Raw genomic sequence first — 13,044 nt, 5'->3', positions numbered from 1 at the left:
GGTGGGTGGAAGTCCCCGGCCTAGAGGCGGGCCTTCGTCACGCGGGAGGATTCGTACGTCGTGGAGGCCCGGGGTAGGCCCGGCACGGTGGATACGTCCTTGACCAGCATGCCGGTCGTGGCGTCAACGGTCAGCACCTCGCTGCCCTCGCCGCCGAACACCTCGGGGCCGGCGGTGATCGTCAACGTGGCCCTGCCCTGGGTGGTGGAGTTCTCGACGCTGACCGCGGGGATGGTGGACAGCAAACGTAGCACACCGGCCCGGACCTGGGTGTTGCCGTCGCCAGCGGACAGCGCTTGGGTGCTGTACGTCCACAGGGCGTTGTCGAAGTGCCGCTGAACGGCCTGCGGGCTGTACGGCTTCGGCTTGGCGTGGCCGCCCTTCTGCTTGATGATCACCTGGGCGTCCGCCTGCTGCTTGTCCCACGCCGCCTGCTGCGCTGCGGGGTCGAGGCCCACCAGCGGATCCTTGGCTGCCTTGAGCATCTGGGTCCGGCCGTCGGCCGGGCTGCTGTCCGCTGCGGCGACGGCTGCCTTGAGCAGCGGTGCGTAGCCGCCGTCCGTCATCTGGTCCTGGTGACGGGCGATCGCACGCTTGATGTCCTTCACGCTGCTGCCGGTATAGATCTCGTGACGGTCGGTGTACAGCGTGTAGACGACCTGCATGGTCTTGGTGCCGTTGACCTGCGTCGCCTTCACCAGCCACGCGTCGCCGGCCGGCGGGGTGACCGTCTTGATGGAACCGGCCAGGGTCATCAGTGGCGCGCGCTCAGCGGACCCGTCGGCGGTGGTCGAGCCCGAGGTGGCGGCCGACGAAGCCTGGCTGGCCTCGGTGCCTCCGGTCGCCGAGGAGTTGAGCACCACAGCGACGACCGCCGCCGCGGCGGCAACCCCCACCCCGGCGCCGATACCCCATCGGCCCGCGATACCGATCCGGCGGCGGCGCTGAAGCGCCGGGCTGGATGCGTCGTCCCGCGTGGTTGTCGTCGTTCGCATGGTTGAAGGTGCCTCCACAGTCGTGTCCTCCGCTGATATCGCGCCCAGCCGCACGGTTGCGGGGTCGGCCATGGCCGCCCGCAGCACCGCCCGCGCCCGCTGATACGCCTCCGGGCGTAGTGGTTCCGCGCTGCCCAACGCACCGACCAGATCGAGCTCGTCGGTCATCGGTGTCTCTCCTTCGCGCTGTTGCGGTCCTTCAGAAGCGCGGACACCCCGGGCGCGTCGCGCAATGCCGTCCTGGCCTGGCTCAGCAGCCGCCGCGCGGTGCCGGCCGGTATGCCGAGTGCCCGCGCGGCGTCGGCTGCCGTCAGGTCCTCCCAGGCGACGAGCCTCAGGACCTCCCGCTCTTCTGGTTTGAGCCGCGTCAGGGCGGACCGGAGCACCGCCCGGGCGTCCACCCCGAGGTCCACCGCCGACCACGGATCCCACCCGGTAGCCGTGTCCGGCACGTCCGCTACCAGGTCCTCGGCGGGCCGGGACCGCCAGTAGCGCCGCAAGCGGTTCAACGCCACCCCGTACAGCCACGGCCGCGCATCGTTGTACGACCGGTCGTACGATCGCCGCGACTCGAACGCCGCAACCCACACCTCGCCCAGGAGATCCTCAGCCGCATCCCGCCCCGCCCGGCGAACGAGGTACGAACCGACGGCGGCCTCATGACGCTCGACCACCTCGACGAAGGCGTCGACATCGCCATCCAGCGACCGGCCTATCAAATCCGCATCCGAAGCCATGGCCCTCCTCGGCACAGTCCGCGCTTCACACTGATATTGCCGATCCGGCGAAAAAGTGTTCAGGCGCCAAGATCCTCACACCTTCGGGGATGTTGTTGCCTCAGCCGCGGCGGAAGCAGCAGCATCCCCGAAGTTGCGCGGATCTTGATGACGGTGCCCGGGGGCGCGGCTGCCAGCCCACATCGGCAGCCTCCCGGCGGGCGGCCCGGACAGAGGTGGCGGACGGCGAGCCACAGCCACGACCATGACGCAGCCCGAGGGTCGCAGAGCGTTACGGCCTCGGCATGGATCGGAAACAGTGCCGGGCAAGCATCGGACGGGTGAGCGCATCGTCCATGATCGATACGCACTGCCCCTACTGCGCCATGCAGTGCGGGGTATCGCTGACGATCGGCGACGGTCCGCCTCAGCTGGCGCCCACCGAATTCCCGGTCAACAGGGGCGGGCTGTGCGCCAAGGGATGGACGGCCGCCGAGCTTCTCGACCACGGCGACCGGCTGCTGAGCCCGCTCGTCCGCAAGGATCCCGGCGATCGCACCAGCCCGTTGCGACCGGCAGACTGGGACGAGGCCCTCGACCGTATCGTCGACGCCATCCGCGCCGGCCAGCACCGGTACGGCCCGGACAGCGTCGGGGCCTTCGGTGGCGGCGGGCTGACCAACGAGAAGGCGTACGCGCTGGGCAAGTTCGTCCGGGTGGCGCTGCGGTCGGCGTCGATCGACTACAACGGCCGGTTCTGCATGTCGTCCGCGGCGACCGCTTCGAACCGATCCCTCGGGATCGACCGTGGCCTGCCGTTCCCGCTGGCCGACATCGCCCAGGCGCAGGCTGTGCTGTTGGTCGGTGCCAATCCGGCCGACGCGCTGCCGCCGTCGATGCAGTACTTCGACGCCGGACGGGCCGCCGGCGCCCGGCACATCGTCGTCGACCCCCGCCGTACGACCACCGCGGGCGGCGCTCATCTCCACCTGCAGCCACTGCCGGGCACGGACCTCGCACTGGCGAATGGGCTGCTGCACGTCGCGATTCGCGAGGGCCTGGTCGACGAGACGTACGTACGCGACCGCACGAGCGGCTTCGACGCGGTCCGGGCCACCGTCGCGGCGTACTGGCCGGACCGGGTGGAGCGGATGACCGGGGTACCGGAACGGGACCTGCGGGAGACGGTACGGCTGCTGGCGGCCGCCACGTCGGCGATGGTGCTCACCGCCCGTGGCGCCGAGCAGCACAGCAACGGCACTGACACGGCGCAGGCGTACCTCAATCTGGCCCTCGCCCTGGGACTGCCCGGACGGCCTTTTTCCGGCTACGGCACGATCACCGGGCAGGGCAACGGGCAGGGTGGGCGTGAGCATGGGCAGAAGGCCGACCAACTGCCCGGCTACCGGCGCCTGGACGACCCTGCGGCGCGCGCACACGTCGCGGCCGTCTGGGGCATCGACCCGGACGAGCTGCCCCGGCCGGGCCGGTCGGCCTGGGAGATGCTCGACCGGCTCGGGACCGACGACGGAGTACGTGTGCTGCTCGTGTTCGCCAGCAACATCGCCGTGTCGGCGCCACACGCCAACCGGGTGATGGACCGGCTGCGGGCGCTGGACCTGCTCGTCGTCTCCGACATCTTCCTCTCCGAGACCGCAGCCATGGCCGACGTGGTGCTGCCCACGACACAGTGGGCGGAGGAGGACGGCACGATGACGAATCTCGAGGGGCGCGTCATCCGCCGTAAGCGGGTCATGTCACCGCCGCCGCAGGTCCGCACTGCACACCACTCCCCGTTTCCTGCAAGGCGTCTACAGCTTTGAGGGCAAGGGTCTCGACCGGCCCGGCCTCGTCGACGGCACGCTCAGCTACGTGGTGCCGGGCGGCGTCGTGGCCCAGCCGGTCTACTTCCGCGGCGGCAATGCCAGTGCTGAGCTGATCTGTGTCCTGCTCATGCGCGACGGCCAGCCGATGCGGTACTTCCCGATCGGCGCCAAGTCCGACGTCCACGTGCCCCTGCGGGTGGTCGAGGACCTCGACTCCGGCACCAGTATCGAGGTACACGTGGCGGCGCCCGCCGGGGTGTCCGGCACCGTGATCGTCGACCTGGGTCTGGTCGAGGTCTGATGGACGTCGTCGACCAGCGCCGACGCCTCGTCGTGGTGGGCAACGGGATGGCCGGCGCCCGCACGGTCGAGGAGATCCTCGAACGCGGCGGGGGCGATCAGTTCGCCATCACGATGTTCGGCGAGGAGCCGTACGGCAACTACAACCGCATCATGCTCTCCAACGTGCTCGCCGGTGCCGACGACGAGGCGGGCATCTTCCTCAACGACTTCTCCTGGTACGCCGAGAACGGCATCACCCTGCACGCCGGCACCCGGGTCACCCGCATCGACCGCTTCGCCCGACGGATCTACGCGGACGACGGCACCGAGACGCCGTACGACAAGCTGATCATCGCCACCGGCAGCCGGGCGTTCGTCCCGCCGATTCCCGGCATCCACCGCCCTGGACGCGGCTACCACCAGGGCGTGTTCGCGTTCCGCACCATCGACGACACCCGCAACATGATCCGGTACGCCCGCGAGCACGAGCGCGCGGTGGTGATCGGCGGCGGTCTGCTCGGTCTGGAGGCCGCGCGCGGCCTGCAGAACCACCTGCCCCACGTGACCCTGGTGCACGCCGGCGACCATCTGATGAACGCCCAGTTGGACGCCCAGGCGGGCGCGATCCTGCGGCGCAGCATCGAGCGACTCGGCATCGAGGTCGTCCTCGGCGCGCACACCACCGAGGTGCTCGGCAAGCACGCCGTGACCGGGGTCAAACTCAAGGATGGCCGGACCATCGCCTGCGACGTCGTCGTCGTGGCCGCCGGCATCCGGGCGAACGCCGAGGTGGCCGCGACCAGCGGGCTGCCGGTGGAGCGGGGCATCGTGGTGGACGACCAGATGCGCGTACAGGACGAGGTCGACATCTACTCGGTCGGCGAGTGCGCCCAGCACCGCGGCGAGACGTACGGCCTGGTGGCTCCGCTGTGGGAGCAGGCTCGGGTGCTCGCCGACCACATCACCGGAGCGAACCCGCACGCGGCGTACCACGGCTCTCGACTGGCCACGAAGCTCAAGGTGGCGGGGGTGGACGTCGCGTCGATGGGCCTGAAGGAGGCGGAACGGGACGACGACGAGACGGTCGTCTTCGCCGAGCCGCGCAAGGGCGTCTACAAGAGCATCATCATCCGCGACGACCGGCTTGTCGGCGCGACTCTCCTCGGCGACGTGCGGAAGGTCGCGTTCCTCGTGCAGGCCTTCGACCGTGGGCTCGCCCTGCCGAAGGAGCGGGTCGAGATGTTGTTCGACCTCGGCGCACCATCGGCGGACGTGAGTGCCGCGGAGCTCGGCGACGACGTGCAGGTGTGCAACTGCAACGGCGTCACCAAGCGGGCGCTGGTCGACACCGTGCAGGGCGGCGTGAAGACGCTCACCGGTGTCATGGACGCCACCCGTGCCGGCAAGGGCTGCGGGTCGTGCAAGGGCCTGGTCGCCCAGATCGTCGAGTGGGCCGCTGACGGCAAGGTCGAGGACGACCCGGCCGCGAGCTGGTATGTCCCCGGTGTGCCGATGCCCAAGGCGGAGCTGATGGCGGTGATCCGCGAACACGGCCTGAAATCCGTCTCCGCGGTGTTCGCCACCCTCGTGCCCGGCGGCGCGGAGGACGCGAAGAGCAAGATGGGCCTGGCCTCGCTGTTGAAGATGATGTGGGGCGACGAGTACGTCGACGAACGCGACGCCCGCTTCATCAACGACCGGGTGCACGCCAACATCCAGCGAGACGGGACCTTCTCGGTCGTCCCCCAGATCAAGGGCGGCGTGACCACCCCGGCGCAGCTCAAGCGGATCGCCGAGGTGGCCGAGAAGTACTCCGTACCCCTGGTCAAGATCACCGGCGGCCAGCGCCTCGACCTGCTCGGCATCCGCAAGGAGGACCTGCCGGGGGTGTGGGCGGACCTCGACATGCCGTCCGGGTACGCCTACGGCAAGAGCTTCCGGACGGTGAAGACCTGCGTCGGCTCCGACTTCTGCCGCTTCGGCGTCGGCGACTCCACCGCTCTCGGCATCGCGATCGAGGACCGGTTCAAGGGCATCGAGGGCCCCGGCAAGATGAAGCTCGCCGTCACCGGCTGCCCCCGCAACTGCGCCGAGGCGTACGTCAAAGATCTTGGTGTTGTCGCCATCGACGGCGGCCGGTGGGAGATCTACGTCGGCGGGGCCGCCGGCGCCCACGTACGCAAGGGTGACCTGCTCGCCGTCGTCGACTCGCCCGCCGAGGTCATCACGCTGACCGGCCGGTTCCTGCAGTACTACCGGGAGAGCGCGAACTGGTTGGAGCGCACGTACGCGTGGGTTCCCCGGCTCGGCATCGACCACATCCGGGCCGTGGTCGTCGACGACAGCGACGGCATCGCGGCGCGGCTCGACGCGACCATGGACGCCTCCGTGGCCGCCTACCGCGACCCGTGGCTGGAGCGGCGCGACCCGGTCACTCCCGGGCAGTTCCGTACCTCCCTGCCATTGGCGGTCCTGCCCCAGGTGCCGGTCAACGGCGCCGGTCCGGCATCCGCGAGGCCGGCGTGATGGCCAAGCTCGTCGCCGTGGAACACCGGCTCGGGCCGGTGGACGAGATCCCCCACGGGGAGGGGCGCGCCTACGCCGTGGGGGCCGACATGATCGCCGTCTTCCGGCTGCGTGACGGCAGCCTCCGCGCGGTGTCGGCGGTCTGCCCGCACGCCGGCGGACCGCTCGCGGACGGCCTGGTGGATACGAAGGTCGTCGTCTGCCCTCTGCATCAGAACAGCTTCGACCTGGCGACCGGCTGTTCAACCACCGGGCAGTCCCCACTCACCGTGTACCCGGTCCGTGCCGACCCCGACGGACGCCTGGTGGTGGGCCTGCCGCCCACCTGAGCGACCGATCGACCAGGGTGTCGAGCCGACCGACGACCTTCACCGGGAGGAACCATGACCACGACCGTTCCCGGCAGCATCGAGCAGGACCGGCGCAGCCTGACCCTTCGCGGACACTGGATCGACGACTGGCGGCCCGAGGATCCCGTCTTCTGGGAGCGCCGGGGATCCCGCATCGCCCGACGCAACCTGATCTTCTCGATCTACTCGGAACACATCGGCTTCTCCATCTGGACCATGTGGTCGGTGCTGGTGCTCTTCCTTGGGCCGCAGTACGGCATCGACCCGGCCGGGAAATTCCTGCTCACCGCCGTGCCCGCGCTGGTCGGGTCGGTGCTGCGGATCCCGTACACCCTTGCCGTGGCCCGGTTCGGCGGCCGCAACTGGACGATCATCAGCGCGTCGCTGCTGCTGATCCCGAGCCTGCTCGGCGCTCTCCTGATCCAGCCCGGCGTCTCGTACTCGACGCTGCTGCTCATCGCCGCGCTGGCCGGCGTCGGCGGCGGAAACTTCGCCAGCTCGATGGCGAACATCAACGCGTTCTACCCGGACCGGCTCAAGGGCTGGGCGCTCGGCATCAACGCCGGCGGCGGCAACCTCGGCGTCGCCGCGGTCCAACTCGTCGGCCTGTTCGTGCTGGCGGTTCTGGGGGCGGGCAGTCCCGGCATCGTCGCCGGCATCTACCTTCCGGCGATCGTGCTGGCCGCACTCGGATCCGCGATGTTCATGGACAACCTCAGCCATGCCCGCAACGAGAAACGGGCAATGCGCGACGTCACCCGCGAACCGCACACCTGGATCATGTCCCTGCTCTACATCGGCACGTTCGGGTCGTTCATCGGCTTCGGGTTCGCCTTCGGCCAGGTGCTTCAGGTGCAGTTCGCCGACACCTTCGACACCCCGGTGAAGGCCGCGTACCTGACGTTCCTCGGACCGCTGCTCGGCTCGCTCATCCGTCCCGTGGGCGGTGTCCTGGCCGACCGGCTCGGCGGGGCCCGGGTCACCTTCGTGAACTTCGTGGCGATGGCGGTCGGCGCCTCGATCGTCCTGCTCGCCTCCCAGCGACGCTCGCTGCCGTTGTACCTGGTCGGCTTCATCGCACTCTTCGTGTTCAGCGGCGTCGGCAACGGCTCGACGTACAAGATGATCCCGGCGATCTTCCGGGCCAGGTGCGGTGTGCAGTTGACCGCCGCCGGCGCGGCCGACCCGCACGACCGGGCGGCGGAGCACGAGGCGCGGCGCCTCTCCGGCGCGCTCATCGGCGTCGCCGGTGCCATCGGCGCGTTCGGCGGAGTCCTCGTCAATCTTGCCTTCCGGCAGTCGTTCCTGACCTACCAGACCGCGGATGCGGCCTACATCGCCTTCATCGCCTTCTACGCGATCTGCTTCGTCATCACCTGGTTCGTGTACCTGCGCCCGTCGTCCGCTCGGCTCCAGGGCGTCTGACGGCGACGACCCGGGCGGTCGTCGCCCCGACCGGAGCTGTCGGTCGGTTCACCGACCCGCTCGGGTGCGTACCGCCCGGACGGCCAGCACCAGCGTCGCCACGATCGGCGCGTAGACCAGCAGGGCCGTCACCAGACCCCACCACAGCCTCGCGCTGCCCACCCCGGCGGCGAACCCCTCGGCCGCCCAGGTGGCGACGTAGCGCAGCAGCGGCAGGTAGAACAGCACGAAGTAGCCGGCGGCGAGCAGGCACCCGGCGAGCCAGACCCAGCGGAACCAGGTGCCCACCCGCACGTCGTGCGGGTCGGCCCGGTCCAGCTCGGCGCGCTGCCGCTCGTCGAGCCGGCCGAAGGCCCGCCGCAGCAGCAGGGACTTGACCCGCCACAGGTCACGGCAGCCGATCGCGGTGACCAGGACGGCGTACAGGTCGGTGCGCAGGAAGATCATGCACTGCCAGAGCGTGCTGGCCACCAGGACGAAGACCAGCGCCGGGAGCGGGCGTACCGGCCCGAGGACGAGCTGCCCGACCAGTAACGCCGCGAGCAGGACCATGTCGACGGCCAGCCCGGCGAGCTGTGGGCCGTAGCGTTGGCGGCGCGGCACGCTCCACAGTTGCGACAGGTCGGTCTCGAAGACCAGGAAGAACAACCGCCGGTCGATGCCGAAGCGGGTCCGCAGGTCCAGGGCGCGCGCGGCCAGCCAGTGCCACGCCTCGTGCACGGCGACCAGGGCGTACGTGACCGGCAGCATGATCAGCAGGCTGGTGCCGACGTCACCGGTGAGCAGGAGATCGGCCGGTCGGGGCCAGAGGTCCGGGCGTACCAGAAGGCACGCCACCACCCCGATCGCGGCGGCGGCGTAGACCACCCACGCCACCCGGGAGAACAGCGGCCGAACCAGTGCCGCCGGAGGGCCGGCGGTCCAGGAGCGTTGCTGCACGGCGGCGGTCGGCACCGGCACGGGCGCCTGGTCGCTGTCCACGAACCCCAGCTCGGTCAGGACGGCGACGAAGTCGTCCAGGTCCACCGGCTCGCCCGCGAACGCCTCGCCCCGTTCGGCGGCCTCGGCGAGCGTGGCCCCCTCCAGCAGCGCCCGGATGACGACGCCACCCACCGCGGGCATCGCGACGTAGGTGCCCCGCTCCGGGTCGCCGACGAGGACGTCAGTGCCCTCCTCGACGACCGTCAGCGGGCGCAGTCGTACCGTGCTCGTGGTGTCGGTCATGACGCGGTGGCGGCGGTGCGGGCGCCGGCCGTCGCGCACATCGCGCAGTCCGCGTCGCGTGGCCACGGCTCGCGGCTGGGTCGGCAGCCCGCCGAGAGGTCCACCAGCACCTCGGCGCCCGCCGCGTACGGCGGTTCGTAGCCGGTCAGGTAGCGCAGCGCCTCGAACGCCACGAGGGACCCGACCAGCGCGGCCGACGGCCCGTTGGCCCGGTTGAGGCGGGAGATGCGGGCGCTGAGCCGTTGCGCGGTCATGGCGGCCGGCTCCAGCACCGACGCCGGGACGTCCCGGCCATCGCCGTAGGCGCGGACCCGGCATTCGTAGCAGGCACTGCGGCCCGGATCGACGGAGAAGTAGATGAGCTGGGAGCCGACCATGCCGCCCCGGATCCAGGGCACCCCGGCGCGCAGGCACGCCTCGTTGACCCAGTTGTCGATCCGTTCGCCCTGGTCGACGCCGGACACCACCAGGTCGACGCCGGGCAGCAGGTCCGCGATGTCGTCGGGGCCGCCGATCCAGCGGCGTACCGCCTCGACGGTGATGCCGGAGTGGAAGGCGCGCACCCAGTCGGCGGCGCGGTCGACCTTGGTGGCGCCGAGGTCCGCCTCCCGGTACAGGAACTGCCGGGCGAGGTTGCGCGGCTCCACCTCGTCGGCGTCGACCAGGGTGAGCCGGCCGACGCCGAGGCCGGCCAGGTTCTGCAGCACGTTGGAGCCGAGCCCGCCGGTGCCCAGTTGCAGGACGTGGGCGTCGCGCACCCGCCGCTGCAGGTCGGCCTCGCTGGTCTCCAGGGTCGCGTACAGCTCGAAGAAGGCGAGGTTGCTGAAGTCCCGGCCGACCCGGGCGCGGTCGACGTGCCGGTCGAGGTCCCGCAGCAACCGAAGGCCGTCGAGCGCCGCCAGGGCGCCACTGAGGTCGTCGGTGCTCACCTCGACCCCGTCGGCGGCGAGGGCGGCACGTAGCTCGGCGACCGTTCCGGGCTGATTGGACAGTACGGTGAGCAGCCGTTCCACCTGGCCGTCCGGGTCGTCGAGCTGCACCGAGCGGCTCGGGTCGCAGACGACGACCAGACCGTCGCCGACACGCTCCCACTCGCAGGGCTTGAGGCCGACGCGCATGACAAACCTCCGGGTCCGAGGATGGTTTCACCGGGGTGGGCGGCCGCCGGCGAGCGACGGCCGACCACCCGGCTTGATCAGGAATCGGGGTACTGCGTGGTCTTCACCGACTCCACGGCGCGAACGACGATCTTCATGGCTGCCTCCCTCCCCTCTCGGCTCGACCGACCACCTCCGGACCCCCGGGGGTGCCGTTGCGGTCGGGCACGAAGAGAATGGCAACCGACGATGGGCCGGTACGTTGTGGAATCGTTGCGATGCCGAAGGTGGCTGATGCTGTGCGGGTCTCGTGGTGAACGTGCGCGCCAAACCGGTCGGATACCGTCTGCTCGGCCCGGTGCAGGTCCTCGCCGGGGCACGACCGGTCGACCCGGGGCCACCGCGACAGCGGGCGGTGTTGGCGGCGTTGCTGGTCGACGCGGGCCGGGTCGTCGAACAGGCCGCGCTGGTCGACCGGGTGTGGGGCGAGCACGCCCCCGCCGACGCACGGGGCAGCCTGCGGGCGCACGTCACCCGGATCCGGCAGGTGTTGCGCGAGGCGGCCGGTGACGCCGACCCGCCGCCGCTCGTACACCGCTCCGGCGGGTACCTGCTGGAGATCGACGAGGAACTGGTCGACCTGCACCGGTTCCGTCGGTTGCTGCTGCGCGCCGGGGACATCGCTGACGACCGGGAACGGCTGGCCACCCTGCGCGCGGCGATCGGGCTGCGGCAGGGCGTACCGCTGGCCGGCATCGCCGGGGACTGGGCCGCCCGGATGCGGGAGAGCTGGACCCGGGAGCACCTGGACGCCGTGGTGGCGTGGGCGGACGCCGAGCTGGGTGCGCACAACCCGGCCGTCACCATCGGGCCGCTGGCCGAGCTGACGGCGGAACACCCGCTCGTGGAGTCGCTCACCGCCGCGCTGATGCGGGCCCAGCACGCGCTCGGGCGCACCGCCGACGCGTTGCGGGAGTACGCCGCACTGCGGACCCGGCTGGCCGAAGCGCTCGGAGTCGACCCGGAACCGAACCTCCAGATGCTCCACCAGGCGCTGTTGCAGGGCGCTCCCCCGCAACCCCGGGCCGCGCCGGCCGCCGGTACGCCGGCCCCGGTGCCGGCGGAGCTGCCCACCGACGTCCGCGGCTTCGTGGGGCGCACCGACGCCCTGGCCGGCCTCGACAAGCTGCTGGCCGAGCCCACCGGGGTGGCGACCGGCGGCGTGATCGCGGTGGTCTCCGGCACCGCCGGGGTCGGCAAGACCACCCTGGCCGTGCACTGGGCGCACCAGGTGGCCCACCGGTTTCCCGACGGCCAGCTCTACGCCGACCTGCGCGGCTTCGACCCCGGCGGGGTGCCGGTCCGGCCGGCCACCGCGCTGCGCGGCCTGCTCGAATCCCTCGGCCTACCGCCCGAGCGGATTCCCGCCGACCCGGACGTGCAGGCGGCGCGCTACCGCAGCCTGCTGGCCGGCAAGCGGATCCTCGTCGTGCTCGACAACGCCCGCGACGCCGACCAGGTCCGGCTCCTGCTGCCCGGCGCACCCACGTCGGCCACCGTGGTCACCAGCCGCGACCGGCTCGCTCCCCTGGTGACCGCGCACGGCGCCCACCCGCTCGCCGTCGGCGTCCTCGATCCCGACGAGGCCCGGCTCCTGCTGGCCCGCCGCCTGGGCGTCGACCGGGTGGTCGCCGAGCCAGCCGCCGTGCAACAGATCATCGCCGCCTGCGCGCGGCTGCCGCTCGCCCTCGCCATCGTCTGCGCCCGCGCACAGCAGACCGCGTTCCCGCTGACCGCGATCGCCGCCGAGCTCGCCGACGTGCACGGCCGCCTCGACGCCCTCGACGCCGGCGATCCGACCACCCGGGTACGCGCCGTCTTCTCCTGGTCCGAGGCCGCGCTGAGCGCCGACGCGCGGCGGCTGTTCCACCTGATCAGCCTGCACCCGGGCCCGGACGTCGGCGCGCACGCCGTGGCGAGCCTCGCCGGGCAACCGCTGTCCCCCACCCGCGGTCTGCTGGCCGAACTGGTCCGCGCCAACCTGGTCGCCGAACCGGCGCCCGGCCGGTACGCCCTGCACGACCTCCTGCGCGCGTACGCCGCCGAGGAGGTCGCCCCCGACGACCGGCGGGCCGCGCGGTCGCGCCTGGTCGGCCACTACACGCACGCCGCGCACGCCGCGAACCGGCTCGTACACGCCCAGCGGGACCCCATTGCGCTCCCGCTCGACCCGCCGCCGGCCGCCGACACGCCGGAGCACCTGGCGGATTCGCGCCAGGCGACGGCGTGGTTCCACGCCGAGCGCGCCGCCCTGCTCGCCACGCTGCGCCTCGCCGCCGAGTCCGGCCTCGACCGGGAGGCCTGGCAGCTCGCCTGGGCCCTCGACACGTACCTGGAACGCCGTGGGTACTGGTACGACCGCGCCGTCGCCTGGCGGACCGCGCTCGAGTGCACGGACCGGCTCGGCGTCCCGGCCGCGCGTGCCGGCGCCCACCTCAGCCTCGCCCACACCGACCTGCGGTTGCAGCGGCTCGACGACGCGCAGGAGCACCTGCACCGCGCCCTCGACCTCTATGTGGGCAGCGACGACACGGCCGGGTAGG

General features: G+C 71.6%; 9 protein-coding genes and 1 pseudogene. 6 read left to right on the top strand and 4 right to left on the bottom strand.

Annotated features, from left to right (window positions below; genetic code table 11):
* Positions 1-20: 20 nt before the first annotated feature.
* A complete protein-coding gene (locus ACIBTX_RS10130) occupies positions 21-1,163 on the bottom strand; it encodes a hypothetical protein (protein WP_357174034.1) in 1,143 nt (380 codons plus the stop codon).
* On the bottom strand, positions 1,160-1,732 hold the full coding sequence (locus tag ACIBTX_RS10125) for a sigma-70 family RNA polymerase sigma factor (protein ID WP_357134557.1): 573 nt from the start codon (positions 1,730-1,732) through the stop codon (positions 1,160-1,162). Before ACIBTX_RS10125 ends, ACIBTX_RS10130 begins: the two co-directional genes overlap by 4 nt.
* Before the next feature lie 335 nt (positions 1,733-2,067).
* Between ACIBTX_RS10125 and ACIBTX_RS10120 the strand changes: the two are divergent.
* The 5 genes and pseudogenes from ACIBTX_RS10120 to ACIBTX_RS10100 form a co-directional block, all read left to right on the top strand.
* Positions 2,068-3,492: pseudogene (locus tag ACIBTX_RS10120) on the top strand (molybdopterin oxidoreductase family protein); the annotation flags it as partial.
* Positions 3,493-3,583: 91 nt separating this feature from the next.
* A complete protein-coding gene (locus ACIBTX_RS10115) occupies positions 3,584-3,838 on the top strand; it encodes a molybdopterin oxidoreductase (protein WP_396832336.1) in 255 nt (84 codons plus the stop codon).
* Positions 3,838-6,345, top strand: coding sequence for a nitrite reductase large subunit NirB (gene nirB, locus ACIBTX_RS10110; RefSeq protein ID WP_357174037.1), 2,508 nt, complete (start codon positions 3,838-3,840; stop codon positions 6,343-6,345). Before ACIBTX_RS10115 ends, nirB begins: the two co-directional genes overlap by 1 nt.
* The gene (locus ACIBTX_RS10105; RefSeq protein ID WP_357134562.1) at positions 6,345-6,674 is read left to right on the top strand and encodes a Rieske (2Fe-2S) protein; all 330 of its coding nucleotides are present in this window, start codon (positions 6,345-6,347) and stop codon (positions 6,672-6,674) included. The genes nirB and ACIBTX_RS10105 overlap by 1 nt, the downstream gene beginning before the upstream one ends.
* A 54-nt stretch (positions 6,675-6,728) precedes the next feature.
* Positions 6,729-8,120, top strand: a complete 1,392-nt coding sequence (locus ACIBTX_RS10100) for a nitrate/nitrite transporter (protein ID WP_396832335.1) — start codon at positions 6,729-6,731, stop codon at positions 8,118-8,120.
* A gap of 48 nt (positions 8,121-8,168) precedes the next feature.
* Here the strand turns inward: ACIBTX_RS10100 and ACIBTX_RS10095 are convergent, their stop codons facing one another.
* Positions 8,169-9,344, bottom strand: coding sequence for a hypothetical protein (locus tag ACIBTX_RS10095; RefSeq protein WP_396832334.1), 1,176 nt, complete (start codon positions 9,342-9,344; stop codon positions 8,169-8,171).
* Positions 9,341-10,462, bottom strand: a complete 1,122-nt coding sequence (locus tag ACIBTX_RS10090) for a ThiF family adenylyltransferase (protein WP_357174041.1) — start codon at positions 10,460-10,462, stop codon at positions 9,341-9,343. The genes ACIBTX_RS10095 and ACIBTX_RS10090 overlap by 4 nt, the downstream gene beginning before the upstream one ends.
* 298 nt (positions 10,463-10,760) lie before the next feature.
* Here ACIBTX_RS10090 and ACIBTX_RS10085 point away from each other — a divergent pair, with 298 nt between their 5' ends.
* Complete coding sequence (locus tag ACIBTX_RS10085) at positions 10,761-13,043, top strand: BTAD domain-containing putative transcriptional regulator (RefSeq protein WP_396832333.1); 2,283 nt, start codon at positions 10,761-10,763, stop codon at positions 13,041-13,043.
* The last annotated feature ends 1 nt before the right edge of the window (position 13,044 follow it).

The sequence above is a fragment of the Micromonospora sp. NPDC049359 genome (genome assembly GCF_044466585.1).
In the GTDB taxonomy this organism is placed as follows: Bacteria; Actinomycetota; Actinomycetes; order Mycobacteriales; family Micromonosporaceae; genus Micromonospora.
The sequence above is the reverse complement of the archived record's forward strand: the minus strand, read 5'-3'. Positions and strand labels throughout refer to the sequence as shown.

Excerpts from the sequence above, each read along its gene's own strand:
- ACIBTX_RS10130 (WP_357174034.1), bottom strand. The coding sequence starts at position 1,163 with ATGACCGACGAGCTCGATCTGGTCGGTGCGTTGGGCAGCGCGGAACCA.
- ACIBTX_RS10125 (WP_357134557.1), bottom strand. The coding sequence starts at position 1,732 with ATGGCTTCGGATGCGGATTTGATAGGCCGGTCGCTGGATGGCGATGTC.
- nirB (WP_357174037.1), top strand. The coding sequence starts at position 3,838 with ATGGACGTCGTCGACCAGCGCCGACGCCTCGTCGTGGTGGGCAACGGG.
- ACIBTX_RS10105 (WP_357134562.1), top strand. The coding sequence starts at position 6,345 with ATGGCCAAGCTCGTCGCCGTGGAACACCGGCTCGGGCCGGTGGACGAG.
- ACIBTX_RS10100 (WP_396832335.1), top strand. The coding sequence starts at position 6,729 with ATGACCACGACCGTTCCCGGCAGCATCGAGCAGGACCGGCGCAGCCTG.
- ACIBTX_RS10095 (WP_396832334.1), bottom strand. The coding sequence starts at position 9,344 with ATGACCGACACCACGAGCACGGTACGACTGCGCCCGCTGACGGTCGTC.
- ACIBTX_RS10090 (WP_357174041.1), bottom strand. The coding sequence starts at position 10,462 with ATGCGCGTCGGCCTCAAGCCCTGCGAGTGGGAGCGTGTCGGCGACGGT.